Source organism: Comamonas terrae (genome assembly GCF_001544075.1).
GTDB lineage: Bacteria > Pseudomonadota > Gammaproteobacteria > Burkholderiales > Burkholderiaceae_C > Comamonas > Comamonas terrae.
In genome coordinates this window covers 157,190-173,608 of record NZ_BCNT01000001.1, presented here as the reverse complement: position 1 = coordinate 173,608, position 16,419 = coordinate 157,190, and the positions used below count along the sequence as shown (strand labels likewise).

The 16,419-nt window shown below is 65.7% G+C and carries 15 protein-coding genes; 9 read left to right on the top strand and 6 right to left on the bottom strand.

The annotated features are described in order from the left end of the window. Positions 1-14 precede the first annotated feature (14 nt). Both Cte04_RS00770 and Cte04_RS00765 read left to right on the top strand, forming a co-directional pair. Positions 15-1,013 (top strand): ABC transporter substrate-binding protein, encoded by a 999-nt coding sequence (locus tag Cte04_RS00770; protein WP_066471711.1) that lies wholly within the window; start codon positions 15-17, stop codon positions 1,011-1,013. A 189-nt stretch (positions 1,014-1,202) separates the two neighbouring features. Further along, positions 1,203-1,982: an SDR family oxidoreductase gene (locus Cte04_RS00765; RefSeq protein ID WP_441528970.1), complete on the top strand. Its 780-nt coding sequence runs from the start codon at positions 1,203-1,205 to the stop codon at positions 1,980-1,982. A 94-nt stretch (positions 1,983-2,076) separates the two neighbouring features. Here the strand turns inward: Cte04_RS00765 and Cte04_RS00760 are convergent, their stop codons facing one another. Together Cte04_RS00760 and Cte04_RS00755 are read right to left on the bottom strand one after the other, a co-directional pair. Continuing rightward, complete coding sequence (locus Cte04_RS00760; protein WP_066470158.1) at positions 2,077-2,700, bottom strand: glutathione S-transferase family protein; 624 nt, start codon at positions 2,698-2,700, stop codon at positions 2,077-2,079. 138 nt (positions 2,701-2,838) lie between these two features. Next, the gene (locus tag Cte04_RS00755) at positions 2,839-3,243 is read right to left on the bottom strand and encodes a VOC family protein (RefSeq protein WP_083526425.1); all 405 of its coding nucleotides are present in this window, start codon (positions 3,241-3,243) and stop codon (positions 2,839-2,841) included. 528 nt (positions 3,244-3,771) lie between these two features. Here Cte04_RS00755 and Cte04_RS00750 point away from each other — a divergent pair. From Cte04_RS00750 to Cte04_RS00725, 6 genes are all read left to right on the top strand, one after another. Next, positions 3,772-4,383, top strand: coding sequence for an RBBP9/YdeN family alpha/beta hydrolase (locus tag Cte04_RS00750; RefSeq protein WP_066470153.1), 612 nt, complete (start codon positions 3,772-3,774; stop codon positions 4,381-4,383). A 275-nt stretch (positions 4,384-4,658) separates the two neighbouring features. Further along, positions 4,659-5,660, top strand: a complete 1,002-nt coding sequence (locus Cte04_RS00745) for a sulfate ABC transporter substrate-binding protein (protein WP_066470150.1) — start codon at positions 4,659-4,661, stop codon at positions 5,658-5,660. A 157-nt stretch (positions 5,661-5,817) separates the two neighbouring features. Then, entirely contained in the window at positions 5,818-6,675 is an 858-nt protein-coding gene (gene cysT / locus Cte04_RS00740; protein WP_066470148.1) for a sulfate ABC transporter permease subunit CysT, read from the top strand. After that, on the top strand, positions 6,675-7,727 hold the full coding sequence (gene cysW / locus Cte04_RS00735) for a sulfate ABC transporter permease subunit CysW (RefSeq protein ID WP_083526424.1): 1,053 nt from the start codon (positions 6,675-6,677) through the stop codon (positions 7,725-7,727). Before cysT ends, cysW begins: the two co-directional genes overlap by 1 nt. A gap of 23 nt (positions 7,728-7,750) precedes the next feature. After that, a complete protein-coding gene (locus Cte04_RS00730; protein ID WP_066470145.1) occupies positions 7,751-8,878 on the top strand; it encodes a sulfate/molybdate ABC transporter ATP-binding protein in 1,128 nt (375 codons plus the stop codon). A gap of 101 nt (positions 8,879-8,979) precedes the next feature. Further along, positions 8,980-9,480 carry a disulfide bond formation protein B gene (locus tag Cte04_RS00725; protein WP_066470143.1) on the top strand — a complete coding sequence of 167 codons (501 nt, stop codon included), beginning with the start codon at positions 8,980-8,982 and terminating at the stop codon, positions 9,478-9,480. Between the two features lie 70 nt (positions 9,481-9,550). Here Cte04_RS00725 and Cte04_RS00720 read toward each other — a convergent pair whose 3' ends face one another. Then, complete coding sequence (locus tag Cte04_RS00720) at positions 9,551-10,240, bottom strand: glutathione S-transferase (protein WP_066470141.1); 690 nt, start codon at positions 10,238-10,240, stop codon at positions 9,551-9,553. Between the two features lie 243 nt (positions 10,241-10,483). After that, positions 10,484-11,392, bottom strand: a complete 909-nt coding sequence (locus Cte04_RS00715; protein ID WP_066470139.1) for a LysR family transcriptional regulator — start codon at positions 11,390-11,392, stop codon at positions 10,484-10,486. A gap of 108 nt (positions 11,393-11,500) precedes the next feature. Here Cte04_RS00715 and bla point away from each other — a divergent pair, with 108 nt between their 5' ends. Then, positions 11,501-12,406 (top strand): class A beta-lactamase, encoded by a 906-nt coding sequence (bla, locus tag Cte04_RS00710; RefSeq protein WP_066470130.1) that lies wholly within the window; start codon positions 11,501-11,503, stop codon positions 12,404-12,406. 57 nt (positions 12,407-12,463) lie between these two features. Here the strand turns inward: bla and Cte04_RS00705 are convergent, their stop codons facing one another. Continuing rightward, positions 12,464-14,845 carry an adenosylcobalamin-dependent ribonucleoside-diphosphate reductase gene (locus Cte04_RS00705; RefSeq protein WP_066470128.1) on the bottom strand — a complete coding sequence of 794 codons (2,382 nt, stop codon included), beginning with the start codon at positions 14,843-14,845 and terminating at the stop codon, positions 12,464-12,466. A 198-nt stretch (positions 14,846-15,043) separates the two neighbouring features. Then, positions 15,044-16,390 carry an amino-acid N-acetyltransferase gene (argA, locus tag Cte04_RS00700; protein ID WP_066470126.1) on the bottom strand — a complete coding sequence of 449 codons (1,347 nt, stop codon included), beginning with the start codon at positions 16,388-16,390 and terminating at the stop codon, positions 15,044-15,046. Between the last annotated feature and the right edge of the window lie 29 nt (positions 16,391-16,419).

Here is a 16,419-nt window from a genome sequence, read left to right as displayed (position 1 = left end):
CCGCCACCACTGCCATGCACCACTCCACCCCGACCCTTTCCCGCCGCCAGCTGCTCGGCGCCTGCGCCGGCGTCGCCGGCCTGACGCTGGCAGGCGCCGGCATGGCCGCGCCCGCCCAGGGCAAGATCCGTCTTGCGGGCTGGAGCAAGCCCATCAGCGAGATCACCAACCTCCTGGTCGAGCCCGAGAAAGGCTTCTTCAAGGCCCAGGGCGTGGAGCTGGCCTACCTGCCCGGCGCGGGCGGGGGCGACGCCATCCGCAACATGCTCAGCGGCCAGGCCGATGTGGCCTTCACCGATCCCGGCTCCTTCTTCATGGCGCTGGACAAGGGCGAGAAGCTGGTCGCCATCTACGACATCTACCCGCAGAACGTGTTCAACGTGGTTTCGCTGAAGTCGGCCGGCATCCACAAGCCCGCCGACCTCAAGGGCAAGAAGATCGGCGTCTACAGCCTCTCGAGCGGCACGCGCCAGAACCTGCTGGTGCTGCTGCACCAGGCCGGCCTGAAGGAGTCGGACGTGACCATCGTCGTCACCGGCCTGCTCAACTTCGCGCCGCTGATGCAGGGCCAGGTCGATGCCACGGCCGCCACCGACACCGGCCTGGCCGTGGGCCTGCGCAAGGGCATGGGCGAGGTCAACGTGATGCAGGTGCGCGAGCACCTGAACATCTCCAGCGACATGTTCGTGGTGCGCGAGGACACGCTGCGCGAGAAGAAGGACCTGCTCAAGGCTTTCCTCAAGGGCTACCGCGACAGCGCGGCCTGGATGGTGGCCAACGCCGAGGAAGCCGCCACGCTGGCCGGCAAGTACGCCATCGACGGCACGCAGCGCGACATCAACCTCGACGTGATCCGCCTGCGCAACGCCTCCGCCCAGCCCGTGCAGGCCGGCAAGCCCCTGGGCAGCTTCGACCTCGCGGCGCTGCAAAAGGGCGCCGACGCCTACCGCGCGCTGGGCATGGTGCAAAAGCAGATCAAGGTGTCGGACGTGGTCGACACCAGCCTGTTGTAATCCACCCCTTGAGTCGCTTCGCGCCTTCCCCCTCTCTCGCTTTGCGGGAGGGGGACGACACCCTCGGTGCGGGGCGGCGCGGCCGGCGTAGGCCCTTCCTCGGTGTCTCGCGTCCGGCCCCTGCCTGCTTCAAGGACTGCGAATCACATAGAAGCACAATGGAAAACTAACATGAATCAATCGTCTGCGATGGACCTGCGCGGCAAGGTGGTGCTGGTCACGGGCGCGGGCCGCGGCATTGGCGCGGCCATCGCGACGGCCTTTGCGCGTGAGGGCGCGCTGGTGGCGGTCAACTACCTGTCCAATGCAGCCGCTGCCGCGCAGACAGTGGCGGCCTGCCAGGCCGCGGGCCAGGACGCCGGCGGCGACGCCTGGGCCGTGCAGGCCGACGTGGGCTCCGGGCCCGCGGTGCAGGCCATGGTGGAGGGCATCGCCCGCGAGGCCGGCGCCATCGACATCGTGGTCAACAACGCCTTCCGGCCCTACGCCTTCGACCCCGAGCGCCGCAGCCGCTTCGACGCGCTGGACTGGAGCGACTACCAGGCCCAGTTCGACGGCGCCGTGGGCGCGGCCTTCAACGTCTGCCGCGCGGTGCTGCCGCAGATGCGCCAGCGTGCGCGCGGCAGCATCGTCAACATCGCCAGCAACCTGGTCGAGCATCCGGTCGTGGCCTACCACGACTACACCACGGCCAAGGCCTCGCTGGTGGGCTTCAGCCGCAACCTGGCCAGCGAACTCGGCCCCCTGGGCATCCGCGTGAACTGCGTGGCGCCGGGCCTGGTCTACCCCACGCAGGGCACGCAGGCCACCAAGGAATCGTTCCGCGAATCGCTGATGGCGGCCACGCCGCTCAGGCGCCTGGCCAGCCCTGGGGACGTGGCCGGGCCGGTGCTGTTCCTGGCCTCGGACCTCAGCGCCTTCATGACGGGCCAGGTGCTGTTCGTGGACGGCGGCCTGGTGATGCGCTGAGCGGGGCCAGCAGCGCTACAGCTCGGCAGCGCTCTGGTGCCTTTCTGAGCCGCGTGATGGCGCTGCGCATGGGGTTTCACGCATTGGTGTGTATTCAAGGCGTGCCATTTCTCCCATATTGGAGGAAAGCAGGGCGAAGACTCAAGCGTTCGTAGTAAGCGTGCACCGCAGGTAAGTCCTTATGAGCAAGCGGTGTTTCAAACCACCGATTCACCGACAGCCCTATGGGTATGTCCGCGAGTGAAAACTCTTTGCCACCGACGTAGGCCTCAGTTGAGGCGAGCTGCTTGTCGAGGATTTCCATGTGCCTTGTCCATTCGCTGCATGCTGCTGCCAGTGCATGGCGATCCTGATGCTGTGGCGATTGCCGTACAAGCGACATGAAAGCATAGCTCCACGATCTGTTGAGGTCAGATGCCTGCCAATCGATCCATTGATCAATGGGCGCCTTCGCTTTCGCCTCTGCAGGATAGAGCCTGTCGCCGTTGTAGCGGTTGGCCAAATAACGAATGATCGAGTTTGACTCCCACAGGGTGATATCACCGTCCTGGATGACAGGAATCATCGCATTGGGATTCAAAGCGAGAAATTCAGGCGTATGCGTCGACCTGAAGCCTGAGCCCCAATCTTCCCGTTCAAAAGGGATGTCCAGCTCGGCACAGGTCCAGAGGACTTTTCGGACATTGATTGACGATGCCTTGCCCAATATGCGCAGCATTTCATTTCCTGGTCGTGGGGGGACTATCTCCTGCGGCTGCAACAAGCGGCTGGAGAAGAGAAAGGGTCGAGCAGCTCCAGCGGCCGGTACCCGATCACGCGCCGGATTCCCTTCATCGCCGCCGATGTTCACGAGCAGCTACGCATCAGAGGCAGAGCCTACGGGTGTGCAAAGCTCAACCAAAGAACCGTCAGGGCACCGTACATAGGATACGACCTGGCCCCAGGGCTTGGCAGCGGGGGGCGCCAACTCGGCTGCCCCTGCATGAAGCGCCTTCTGATGGGCCAGATGTACATCTTCCGTGACCAGCGCAATTTCAAACCCCAGCGGGCTGGGAGAAGAATGAGCCGCAACATGGCCTCCCGGAAAATTCAGCGCTCCGAGTTCATGAGCGGCAAATGCCAGCGTGGTCTGTCCTGTTTCCATTTCTCCGTAGGTGCCTGACTCATGAAGAAATCGGCGCTTCAGGCCAAATGCTTTGGTGAAAAAATCTAACGATGCAGAGACATCGGGGACATAAATGATCGCGTAGCCCAATTTCATGGAGAGAAACCTCGCAGGATGGAAGATGCAGCGGCGTTAGCAACCGTCATTCATGAAAAAAGGGCTGCTTCTTCAGACTTTTGCTATCTCGAATGATGCTGCTCAAAGTGAGGGCGAACAATGGCCGGCCCCACGGCCTGGCAGCAATGTCCCATCGACGATGCCAGCTTAAAGCCAAATGCAACCGTGGTTGTGGCGAAGGCAATGAAAAATGTCTCGGGATGGTGCATGGGCGGCCTGCCACGCTCTGGGGCTGGCCGGCGTTCTTCAGGTCGCGGCTTTTCGGCTCGATGCACCGCCATGCCTTGCCATCGCCCGGCCGGCCGGCCGCGCGGGGCCTGCGCCATTAGCTTCTGCACATAAGAAAACAACAAAACATTTGTTGGGTTTTGGAATGCGCCTCCGCACAATGCCGTCCTATTGAAGCGCTTACGCAAACCAGGATGCGCCAAGGCTGCGTCCTCCCGGGGGCGAGCGCCTTGCCCGGCTGCTTTGTATCGGCCGTGATGGAACGTCTCAGGAGGCAGCATGAATACCCATCCCCGCATCGTCATCGTGCCCGGCTGGCGCAACTCCGGCCCCGCGCACTGGCAAAGCCTGTGGGCCCGCCAGCTGCCAGGCGCCGAGCGCGTGGAGCAGGACGACTGGCTCGTGCCGCACCGCGAGGCCTGGGTGGGCGCGCTGGAAGAACTGGTGCTCGCAGACAGTCGCCCCGTGGTGCTGGTTGCGCACAGCTTGGGCTGCATTGCGGCCGTACACATGGGCGAGCAGGCGGCCAGCCGGGTTCAGGGCGCGCTGCTGGTGGCGCCCGCCGATCCGGAGCGCCGGGCACAGCTGAGCGACTTCGCTCCCGTGCCCTACGCACCGCTGCCGTACCGCAGCGTGCTGGTGGCCAGCAGCAACGATCCCTTTTGCCCGATACGCCGCGCGGGGGCCTACGCCCGGGCCTGGGGCAGCGAGCTGGTGCGGCTGCAGAATGCCGGGCATATCAACGTGGAGTCGGGCTTTGGCGCCTGGCCGCTGGGCCTGGCCCTGCTGCAGTCGCTGCTGGACGATGCGAGCTGGACCGCGCAGCAATCGGTGGCAGCGAGGACACCGCCCGATGGGAGGCAGGTTGGGCTGGCTCCGCTTGCCCGCTGAAAGGCCGGGAGCCCAGGGCAGCGAAAGCTGCCTTTTTCATAGCTGCTGGCGCTTTTCTGGCGGGTGTTTCCCCTGGATTTTGCGTCAAGCCATCGACAGCAGCGCAAGGGCGGTGCGTGACGATTTCGGTTACCGTTTTCCGGGTCTACCCATCTTGCTGCAGGCTTTATATCGCTATAGAAGAAAACAAAGAAAAATATATTCTTTTGAGTTTTAAACCAATGTTCGCACAATGCGTACATCTCCATACACATTCATAAGAAGGCAGCGAAAACATGCATTCCCTGAAGATCAAGACTTTGTTGGCATCCATTGCGCTGGCCGCGGCAGGCGCGGCTTCGGCGCAGAACCAGTTGCTCAATGCTTCTTATGACGTGGCGCGCGAGTTCTACAAGGATTACAACGCAGCCTTCATCGCCCACTACAAGAAGACCAAGGGAGTCGATGTGAAGGTGGACCAGTCGCACGGTGGCTCCAGCTCCCAGGCGCGCGCCGTCAACGACGGCCTGGCAGCCGATGTGGTGACCTTCAACACGACCACCGACGTGGACTTTCTGGCCGCCAACGGGGTGGTGGCCAAGGACTGGAACAAGAAGTTCCCCAACGACGCATCGCCCACCACCTCGACCATGCTGTTCCTGGTGCGCAACGGCAATCCCAAGAACATCAAGGACTGGTCGGATCTGATTCGCCCTGACGTCAAGGTCGTGGTGGTCAACCCCAAGACCGGCGGCAACGGCCGCTACGCCTATCTGGCTGCCTGGGGTTCGGTGCGCGAAAAGGGCGGTACCGATGCCGAGGCCGCCGACTTCGTGCAGAAGCTCTACAAGAACGTGCCTGTGCTGGGCAAGGGTGGCCGCGACGCGACCAGCATCTTCCTGCAGCGCAATATCGGCGATGTGCTGATCACCTTCGAATCCGAGGTGGTGTCCGTGGACCGCGAGTTCGGCCAGGGCAAGGTGGACGCGGTGTACCCGTCCGTGAGCATCGTGGCCGAGAATCCCGTGGCCGTGGTCGAGCGCACCGTGGCCAAGAAGGGCACGGCCCAGCTGGCGCATGATTACCTGCAGTACCTGTATTCCGACGAAGCCCAGGAAATCGCGGCCAAGCATGCGATCCGTCCGCGCTCCGAAGCCGTGCTCAAGAAGCATGCCGACCAGTTCAAGCCCATCAAGCAGTTCACCGTGGCCAAGTACTTCGGCTCGCTGACCGAGGCGCAGAAGGTGCACTTCAACGACGGCGGCCAGTTCGACAAGCTGTACACGCCGGGCAAGTAATCTCTCCCGGCCGCGTTGCGGCTTTCCTCCGGGGGGCGGCGGCCTGTGCCGGCGCAGTTCTTGCCGGCCTTCCCGAGCCGGGCCGCCGCAGTTTCCGAAGCGCTCCCTTTCCATGGGCAGCGCCTGTCGCGCCCTCATTCCCGAGTTGCCTCTGAATATGTCATCTGCTGTTCCAGCCCCACGCAAGGCGCGCAGCGCCAGGCGCGTCCTGCCCGGTTTCGGGCTGACGCTGGGCTACACGATCTTCTACCTGAGCATCATCGTGCTCATTCCGCTGGTGGCGCTGATCTCGGCCAGCTTGTCCCTGACCTGGAGCCAGTTCTGGGATGCCGTGGCCGCGCCGCCGGTCGTGGCGTCCTACCGGCTGTCGTTTTCCATGTCCTTCATCGCCGCCTGCGTGAACGTGGTGTTCGGCATGTTGATCGCCTGGGTGCTGGTGCGCTACCAGTTTCCCGGCAAGAAGGTGGTGGACGCGCTGGTGGACCTGCCGTTCGCCCTGCCCACCGCCGTGGCCGGCATCTCTCTGTCGGCGCTGTATGCGGGCAACGGCTGGGTGGGCCAGTACTTCGAATCGCTGGGCATACAGATGGCCTACAACCCCAAGGGCATCGCGATCGCGCTGATCTTCATCGGCCTGCCTTTCGTGGTGCGCACGGTGCAGCCGGTGCTGGAGGACTTCGAGAAAGAGCTGGAGGAGGCCGCCACCAGCCTGGGTGCTTCGCGCTGGCAGATCTTCTACAAGGTCATCCTGCCGCACGTCGGCCCGGCCTTGCTCACCGGCTTTGCCATGGCGTTCGCACGCGCCGTGGGCGAATACGGCTCGGTCATCTTCATCGCGGGCAACATCCCCATGGTTTCCGAAATCACTCCGCTCATCATCATGGCCAAGCTGGACCAGCATGACCTGGCCGGCGCCACCGCGGTGGCCGTGGTCATGCTGATCATCTCCTTCGTGCTGCTGCTGCTGATCAACGCGCTGCAGGCATGGCAGCGCAAGACCGTGGGAGGCCGCTGATGCAAGCTCTCCATGATCTGGTGATGTCGCTGTTTCCCCAATTGCCGCCGATCTGGGCGCATCTGCTCACCGCCGTGCTTTTGCTGGTGCTGGTGGTGCTGGCGCTCTACAGGATCACGGCACCGCCCCGCAGCGCCAGGCCCGAGAAGCTCTCCACCACCGAGCCGCGCTGGGTGCGCTGGGTGCTGACGTCCATTGCGCTGGCGTTCATGGGACTGTTCCTGATCCTGCCGCTGGTCTCCGTGTTCGGCGAGGCGCTGCGCAAGGGCCTGGAGGCCTATGCCGCTGCCCTGGCCGAGCCCGATGCGATCTCCGCCATCAAGCTCACGCTGCTGACGGCGTTGATCTCCGTGCCGTTGAACCTGGTCTTCGGCATTGCCGCAGCCTGGTGCATCGCCAAGTACGAGTTCAAGGGCAAGGCCTTTCTGACCACGCTGATCGACCTGCCGTTCTCCATTTCGCCTGTGGTGGCCGGCCTGATGTACGTGCTGGTGTTCGGCGCCAACGGCTGGCTCGGCGACTGGCTGGCCGCCCACAACATGCAGATCGTTTTTGCCGTACCCGGCATCGTGCTGGCCACCATCTTCGTGACCTTCCCGTTCATCGCCCGCGAGCTGATCCCGCTGATGCAGGCCCAGGGCAGCGACGAGGAGCAGGCCGCCATCGTGCTGGGCGCCTCGGGCTGGCAGACCTTCTGGAAGGTCACGCTGCCCAATATCAAGTGGGGCCTGGTCTATGGCGTGATCCTGTGCAATGCGCGCGCCATGGGCGAGTTCGGCGCCGTGTCCGTGGTCTCGGGCCATATCCGCGGCCAGACCAATACCATGCCGCTGCATGTCGAGGTGCTGTACGCCGACTACCAGGCCGCCGCCGCCTTTGCCGTGGCATCGCTGCTGGCGCTGCTGGCCCTGGTGACGCTGGTCATCAAGTCGATTGCCGAGTGGCGCGCCGAACAGCTGGCCAAGGCCGCGGCCGAGGCGCCGCCCGAGCGCCCGGGTCAGATCAGCCTGCACGCGAAGGGCAGCGTCCCCAGCGACACCAAGGCCGCGTGATCCATCAGAACAAGAGAGCCATCATGAGTATTGAAATCCGCAATGTCAGCAAGCAATTCGGCGACTTCCAGGCCCTGCGCGATGTGAGCCTGGATATCCGATCGGGCGAGCTGATCGCGCTGCTCGGGCCGTCCGGTTGCGGCAAGACCACGCTGCTGCGCATCATCGCGGGCCTGGAAACGGCCGATGTGGGCAGCATCCATTTCAGCGGCGAGGACACGACCGACGTGCACGTGCGCGAGCGCAACGTGGGCTTCGTGTTCCAGCACTACGCGCTGTTCCGCCACATGACCGTATTCGAGAACGTGGCCTTCGGCCTGCGCGTCAAGCCGCGCAAGCAGCGGCCCAGCGAGGCCTTCATCCGCGACAAGGTCATGAGCCTGCTCAAGCTGGTGCAGCTGGACTGGATCGCGGACCGTTATCCCTCCCAGCTTTCGGGCGGCCAGCGCCAGCGTATCGCCCTGGCCCGCGCCCTGGCGGTCGAACCCAAGGTGCTGCTGCTGGACGAGCCCTTTGGCGCGCTCGACGCCAAGGTGCGCAAGGAACTGCGCCGCTGGCTGCGCCAGCTGCACGACGAGCTGCACGTGACCTCGATCTTCGTGACCCACGACCAGGAAGAGGCGCTGGAAGTGGCCGACCGCGTTGTCGTCATCAACCAGGGCAAGATCGAGCAGCAGGGCACGCCCCAGGAAGTCTGGGACAACCCGGCCACGCCTTTCGTCTACGGCTTCCTCGGCGACGTCAACCTCTTCAAGGGCCGCGCCAGCGAAGGCCGGGTGTACCTGGAAGAGGGCATGGAGCTCGACAGCTCCGATGCCAAGGGCGTGCACCACAGCCAGGCCTTTGCCTACGTGCGGCCGCATGATCTGGAGGTGGAGCGCTATTCGCCGGGACAGAACCTCGACGCCCAGGGCCGGCCCACGGGCATCGTGGCCCAGCTGTCGCGTGCCATCGTGGTCGGGCCCATCGCGCGGCTGGAACTTATTCCGTCCGAGTCGGCACAAACCTCTGGCAATGCCGGGGACGACGGGCTGATCGAAGCCCAGATTCCCGCGCAGCAGTTCAAGGACATGGATTTGCGGGAAGGCGAGACCCTTGTCGTCACGCCGCGCCGTGCCAAGGTCTTTCTGGATGAGGCTGCGGGCATCTGAGGCGCCGCCGTCCCGCTTGTCCTGCAGGCAAGGCTGTAGCATCTCGGATGCTGCAGCTTTTTTAATTTGACTATTCGGTATTCGTGCCGAGAGAGAACAACATGCTCGAATGGATGGAAACCGCGCCCCGGCGCGTTCTGGCGCTGATCAGCGCTGCCTGCGTGGCCATGCTGGCCTTTGGCCTGTATCTGCAGCATGTGGTGGGGCTGGAGCCTTGCCCCATGTGCATCGTGCAGCGCTATGCCCTGATCGGTGTGGCGATATTCGCAGGACTGGCAAGCCTCAGAGGCTCCAAAGGCTGGTGGATGAGCTTTGGCCTGCTCGCACTGCTGATGAGCGGCTTCGGCGCTTTCGTCGCCGCCCGCCAGAGCTGGCTGCAATGGTATCCGCCCGAGTTCGCCACCTGCGGACGCGACTTCTACGGCATGATCGAGCACTACTCCTTCAGCCGCTCCATTCCCATGATCTTCCAGGGCTCGGGCGACTGCGCCGCCGTGGACTGGACCTTGCTGGGCGGATCGATCGCCAACTGGTCCTTCATCTGCTTTGCCGTATTCGCCGTAGTCCTGCTCGTGCTGCTGGTGCGCGGCAGGCGTCGCTGATACTGCGCGATTGCCGGATATAAAAAGCCCTGCCGGATTTCGGCAGGGCTTTTTGTCGCCAGGCGCCGTGTCAGTCGCTTTCCGCGCTGCTGCCCATGAACACCGGGCCCGCCGTGCCGGGCACCCAGCCCGGATAGGTTTCCATCACCTCGGCAAACAGGGCCGAATCGATCCAGCGCTGCAGCCAGCCCTGCAGATGGGGCCAGGGCTGCTCGTTCCATTGGGCCTCGTCGATGCGCGCGTACTGGCGCACGAAGGGGCGCAGCGCCATGTCGGCCAAGCTGGGGTTGAGGCCGAACAGGTAGCCGGTTTCCTCGAGCTGGTCGTTGAGCGCGGACAGCCAGGTCAGCGCATCGGCCTGGGCCTGGTTGACGGCTTCGGCATCATGGCGCTCGGGATATTTGCAGCGGTCCAGCGCCTGCTTGAAGAAGCTGTCGTTGCGCTCGACCAGCGCCAGCATCTCTTCCAGGCTGCCGTGCGTGGGGGCGAGCCAGCCGTCGGGGTCGTTGCTGCGCAGCGCATGCAGCATGATGTCCAGGCTCTGTTCGATCACCTGGCCGTCCTGCAGCACCAGCACCGGCACTGTGCCCTTGGGCGAGGCATCGAGCAGCGCCTGGGGCTTGTTGCGCAGATTGATCTCGCGCAGCTCGCAGGCCAGGCCCGCATGGGCCAGCGCCAGTCGGGCACGGATGGCATAGGGGCAGCGGCGGAAGGAATACAGCGTGGGCAGGGCGGCGGGCGTGGTCGGCAGGTCGGACATGAAAGGTCGGGAAAAAGCGCCGGGAAAAGTTCCGGGGAAAGCTCGGGAAGGGAGGGCGGCACAGACGGGCTGCGCAGCCCGGCTGGCTAATGTACCCGCAGCCGCGAAGCCTTGCAGGGGCTGCGGCATGCGCGGGATGGCGGCAGATGGCTGCTCCTCGATCAGGAGCTTGCAGCGCCCGATGGCAAAGGGTTTTGCTGCTTAATTGCCTGGCATTCAAGCAGCGGCAGGCGATACCTGCTCCTATTCCTGATGCCGTATGCCCGGCAGGGGAGGGTTGGCCGAGGCGTTTTCGTCCTGTAGCTGCGCCAGCAGCCAGTGCCTGAAGGTCTGCAGCGCCGCACTGGCCGGGCGCGACCTGAGGTGGGTGAGCCAGTAGGCGCCGGTGTCCACCTCCTGTGCAAAAGGCCGTACCAGCCGGCCCTGGCGCAGCATGTGCTCGAACAGGCGCGTGGGCAGCAGCGCGATGCCGGCACCCTGGGCGGCGGCCTCGGCCAGGGTCAGCGAGGAGTCGAACATGGCACCGCGCGCCAGCGGCGCGGGCTGACCGGCGGCGGTAAACCAGCCTTCCCACTCCTGCATGCGGTAAGAGCGCAGCAGGGTTTGGCCGGCCAGGTCGGCGGGCTGGCGCAGGCGCTGGGCCAGCGCCGGCGTGCACATGGGCGACAGCGGCGCGCGCAGCAGCATGTCGGCCCGCGTGCCGTGCCAGGAGCCGTCGCCGAAGCGCACGGCCGCGTCCAGCCCTTCGCCGGCCAGATCCACGCGGTTGTTGTGCGTGAGCAGGCGCAGGTCGATGTACGGATGCAGCTGCTGGAACTGGCCCAGGCGCGGAATCAGCCAGCCGATCGCGAACGTGCCGACCACGCCCACGGTCAGGATCTCGCGCGGGCGCGGCTCGGCCACCTGCTGCAGCGATTGCTCGATGCGCTCGAAGCTCTGCGCCACCACGGGCCACAGCGCCAGGCCTTCGTCGGTCAGCGCCAGGCCGCGCGGCAGGCGGCGAAACAGCGGCTTGCCCAGGCGCTCCTCCAGGTTGCGGATGTGCTGGCTGACGGCGGCCTGGGTCACGTGCAGTTCCTGGGCGGCGCGCGTGAGGTTGAGGTGGCGCGCCGCGGCGTCGAACATGCGCAGCGCGTTCAGGGGGAGTTGCATGCGTTGATCTCTTAGTTTTTCTAATGATTGATGCCAAATATTACCGTTGGTCTGCAGCTGCAAGCCGCTGTATGCTCCAACTTATATAGCGTGACCAAAGAGGGACTTATGCAACGACGCAGTTTTGTAGCGACATCCATCGCTCTGGGCCTGAGCACCTGGGGGCTGGGCGGCTGTGCCATACCGACCAGGAAGCAGCTGCAGGCTGCCAGTGCGCTGTCCGACGAACTGGCGGCCGTCGAAGCCCAGGCGCAGGGCCGGCTGGGCCTGCATGCACTGGACACGGTGTCGGGCGCCGAGGCCGGCTGGCGCAGCGACGAGCGCTTTCCCATGTGCAGCACCTTCAAGCTGCTGCTGGCCGCGCGCGTGCTGTACCTGGCGCAAAAGGGCGAGATCAGCCTGTGGCGCAAGATCTATTACTCGCCGTCCGAACTGGTGCCGTATTCGCCGGCCACCGAAAAGCGCGCCGGCGCCGATGGCGGCATGACGCCGCAGGAGCTGTGCGAGGCGGCCGTGGTGCTCAGCGACAACACGGCGGCCAATGTGCTGCTCGACGCCACCGGCGGCCCCGCAGGCCTGACGGCCTGGCTGCGCGAGATGGACGACAAGGTCACGCGGCTGGACCGCAACGAGCCCACGCTCAACGAAGCCCTGGCCGGCGACGAGCGCGACACCACCACGCCCCGGGCCATGCTGCACACCATGCAGAACCTGCTGCTGGGCGATGTGTTCGAGGGCTTCGGCCGCGCGCTGCTGCAGCAGTGGCTGGTGGACAGCCGCACGGGCGACAGGCGGCTGCGCGCCGGCATGCCCGGCAGCTGGAAGATCGGCGGCAAGACCGGCACCGGCAACAACGGTACGGCCTGCGACGCCATCATCGTCTGGCCCACGCCGCAGTCCGAGCCCGTGCTGGTCACAGCCTATCTCACGGGCAGCAAGCTCGGCGCCGCGGCCCAGGAGGCCGCGCTGGCCCGGGCCGGCGAAGCCGTGCGGCGCTGGTATTACGCCGTCTGACCGGGCCGGCGTACCGGCGGGCAGCCCGATGCGCAGGCGCCGGGCCTGCTTCGGCATTCATCCGCAGGAGCCTATGTAGCCGCAGGCCGTGCAGAACGAGCAGCCGTCCTTGCGGATCACGGCATGGGCGCCGCATTCGGGGCATTTGCTGCCGCCGGCCGGCAGGGCGGGCTCGGGCGGCGATGCCGGAGCGGCCGCGGTGCTCGGCGCCGGCTGGGGCTGGCCGCGGTTGGCGATGATGCTCTGGATCGCAAATGCCAGCAGCGCCACTTCACTGTCGTGCCACAGCGGGATGCGGCTGCCATCCTCGCGGGTCTTGAAGCCATAGCGCACGGGGCCGCGGTCCCAGGCCACCTTGCGCAGGTCGGCCAGGGCCTTGTCGAGAAAGCCGCCGCGCGCTGCCAGGCTCAGGCTGCGCATGGTGGCCGTGATCCATTGCTGGCTCTCGCCGGTCTGGCCCACGGGCATGAAGAATTCGATGGGGCGCTCCTGGCCGCCGACCACCATGAAGCTCACCACCAGGTACAGGCGCCGCACGCCGTCGCGCGTGAAGTATTCGATCTTGTCCACCACGGCGTTCAGCGGGCCTTCGGGGCGGCGCTCGATCACCGTGTCCATGCCCGCTCCGCCGGCGGCCGGTGCGGCACTGGCCGCGGCAGGCGGCTCCACGGCCAGCACGGCGCCCAGCGTGTCGTTGGGGCGATAGGTGGCGCAGCCCTTGAGTCCGGCCTCCCAGCACTGCATGTAGAGATGCTTGAAGTCTTCGAACGGATAGTCGGCCGGGATGTTGACGGTCTTGGAGATCGAGGTGTCGATATAGGGCTGCACGGCGCGCATCATGGCTACATGCTCGGAGGCGCTGAGTTCCAGCGCGCTCACGAAGGAGTCGGGCAGCGGCGCGCTGTCGCCATGCAGCGCGCGGTAAAGGCGGTGGGCGTGGTCCTCCACCAGATAGAACTCTGCGCCGCCGTCGGCCGTGCGCTTCCTGCGCGTGTAGGTCCAGGAGAATGCCGGCTCTATGCCGTTGGAGGCATTGTCGGCAAAGGCCAGGGATACCGTTCCCGTGGGTGCGATGGACAGCAGGTGGCTGTTGCGTATGCCGTGCTTTCTGATGGCCGCACGGATTTCCTTGGGCAGCCGCTGGATGAAGCCGCCCTGCAGGTATTGCCTGGCGTTGAACAGCGGGAATGCGCCTTTCTCCCGCGCCAGCTCCACCGAGGCCAGATAGGCCGCATCGCGCATGGCGCGGGCAATCGCTTCGGCCTGGGCCAAGCCCTCGGGGCTGGCATAGCGCAGGCCCAGCAGGATCAGCGCATCGCCCAGGCCCGTGAAACCGACGCCGATGCGGCGCTTTTGCTGGGCCTCGCGCTGCTGCTCGGGCAGGGGCCAGGCGGTGGCGTCCAGCACGTTGTCCAGCATGCGCACCTGCACGGCCACGGCCTCGCGCAGGCTATCCAGGTCGAAACGCGCTTCGGGCGTGAACGGCGCCTGCACGAAGCGCGTGAGGATGACGGGCCCCAGGTCGCAGCAGCCATAGGGCGGCAGCGGCTGCTCGCCGCAGGGGTTGGTGGCGGCGATGTGCTCGGCATACCAGAGGTTGTTGTCGGCGTTGATATTGTCCAGGAACAGGATGCCGGGCTCGGCAAAGTCGTAGGCCGAGCGCATGATGGCATCCCATAGCTCACGCGCGGGCAGGCTCTGGTAGACCCACAGCCCGTCCTCGCGTCGGTGGGCGCCGGCCGCGATCTGGCCGTCGCTGGGCGCGGCCGGGTGCACCAGCTGCCACGGTGCGTCGTCCCGCACGGCCTGCATGAAGGCATTGCTCACGCCCACCGAGACGTTGAAATTGTTCCAGCGGCCCTTCTGGCGCTTGGCCGTGATGAATTCGCGCACGTCGGGATGGTCGATGCGCAGCACGCCCATCTGCGCGCCGCGCCGCGCGCCGGCCGATTCCACCGTGGTGCAGGAGGCATCGAACACGTCGATGAAGGAACAGGGACCCGAGGCAAAGGAATGGGTGCCGTGCACCAGCGCGCCCCTGGGCCGCAGGTTGGAGAAGTCATAGCCCACGCCGCCGCCGCGGCGCATGGTCTCGGCTGCCTGCGACAGGGCCGTGTAGATGCCGGGATTGCCCTGGGCATCGAAGCCGTTGGTGGCGTCGGCCACGGGCTGGACGAAGCAGTTGATCAGCGTGGCCTTGGTCTGCAGGCCGGCCGCGGCCATGATGCGGCCCGCGCCGATGGCGCCGCGCATCAGGTTGTCGAAGAACCTGGCTTCCCAGTGCGCGCGCAGCGCTTCCTTTTCGACGGCGGCCAGGGCCTTGGCCACGCGGCGGTACAGGTCCTCGGCCGTCTGCTCGCCGGGCGCCAGGTATTTTTCGGCGAGCACATCCAGGCTGATGGCCTGGGGCGGCAGGGCAGGCGGGGTGGTGGCAGGCATGGCGTATCCAGTCATGGCAATACGCCTGTTGTACCCACGATGGCCGAAACGGTTGTGACGCAACGCAACAAACCCCCTGCGGCGCCTTCGGCCGCCGCTTTGGCCTTGCGCCAGCGCAGGATGCTTGCCCGCTATCTAAAACAATAGCCGCCAGCGCTTGATTGACAAGCGCTGGAGCCTGTTTTGGCTTGAAGCCGGTTACAGCTTCTTGACCAGCACCTGGCTCTTGCGGTTCCAGTTGTACTTGGCCTTGCGGGCCTCGGGCAGCCAGTCGGGGTCCACGGGCTGGAAGCCCCGCTTGATGAACCAGTGCATGGTGCGTGTGGTGAGCACGAACATGGTCTCGCAGCCCAGGGCGCGTGCGCGCTGCTCGATGCGCTTGAGCAGCTTCTCGCCGTCGCCCGTGCCCTGGCTCTTGGGCGAGACGGTGACGGCAGCCATTTCGGCGGTCTTGGCCTCGAGGTAGGGATGCAGCGCCGCGCAGCCGAAGATCACGCCGTCGTGCTCGATCACCGTGTAGCTGGCGATGTCGCGCTCGATCTCGGTGCGGTCGCGCTTGACCAGCGTGCCGTCGCGCTCGAAGGGCTCGATCAGCTGGATGATGCCGCCCACGTCATCGATGGTGGCCTCGCGCAGCTCCTCGAGCTTTTCGTCGATGACCATGGTGCCGATGCCGTCGTGCACATAGATTTCGAGCAGCAGCGCGCCGTCGGTGGCAAACGGCAGGATGTGGCTGCGCTCCACGCCGTGCTCGCAGGCGCGCACGCAGTGCTGCAGGTAAAAGCCCACGTCCGTGGGCTCCTGCGCCGGCGGCAGCTGCGCCAGCAGGCGGCGGGCCGCATCCAGCGGCAGTTCGGTGTCGATGGGGTTGTTCTCGTCGGCCGGGCCCGTGGGGTCCATGCGGATGCCGGGCACCTCGGTCAGGAACAGCAGCTTGTCGGCCTTGAGCTCGATGGCCACGCGCGTGGCCACTTCCTCCATGCTGAGGTTGAAGGCCTCGCCCGTGGGCGAGAAGCCGAAGGGCGAGACCAGCACCAGCGCCTCGGACTCCAGGGCGCTGCGCATGCCTTCCACGTCCACCTTGCGCACCAGGCCGGTGTGCATGAAATCCACGCCGTCGACGATGCCCACCGGGCGCGCCGTGAGGAAATTGCCCGAGATCACGCGCACGCGCGCGCCGGCCATGGGCGTGTTGGGCAGGCCCTGGCTGAAGGCGGCCTCGATCTCGTAGCGCAGTTGCCCCGCAGCTTCCTGGGCGCAATCGAGCGCGATGGAGTCGGTCACGCGCGCGCCGTTGTAGTAGCGCGGCTCCTGGCCCTTGAGGCGCAGCTGCTCGTTCACCTGGGGGCGAAAGCCATGCACCAGCACGATCTTCACGCCCATGGCCTGGATCATGGCCAGGTCCTGCACGATGGAGCTGAGCTTGCCCGAGGCAATGGCTTCGCCCGTCAGGCCCACCACGAAGGTCTGATGTCGGAACTTGTGGATATAGGGAGCCACGGACCGGAACCAGGGAACGAAGGTGAAGTTGAAGACGGTGGACATGGGGTGATGCGTGAGAGCCTTGTGAGGGG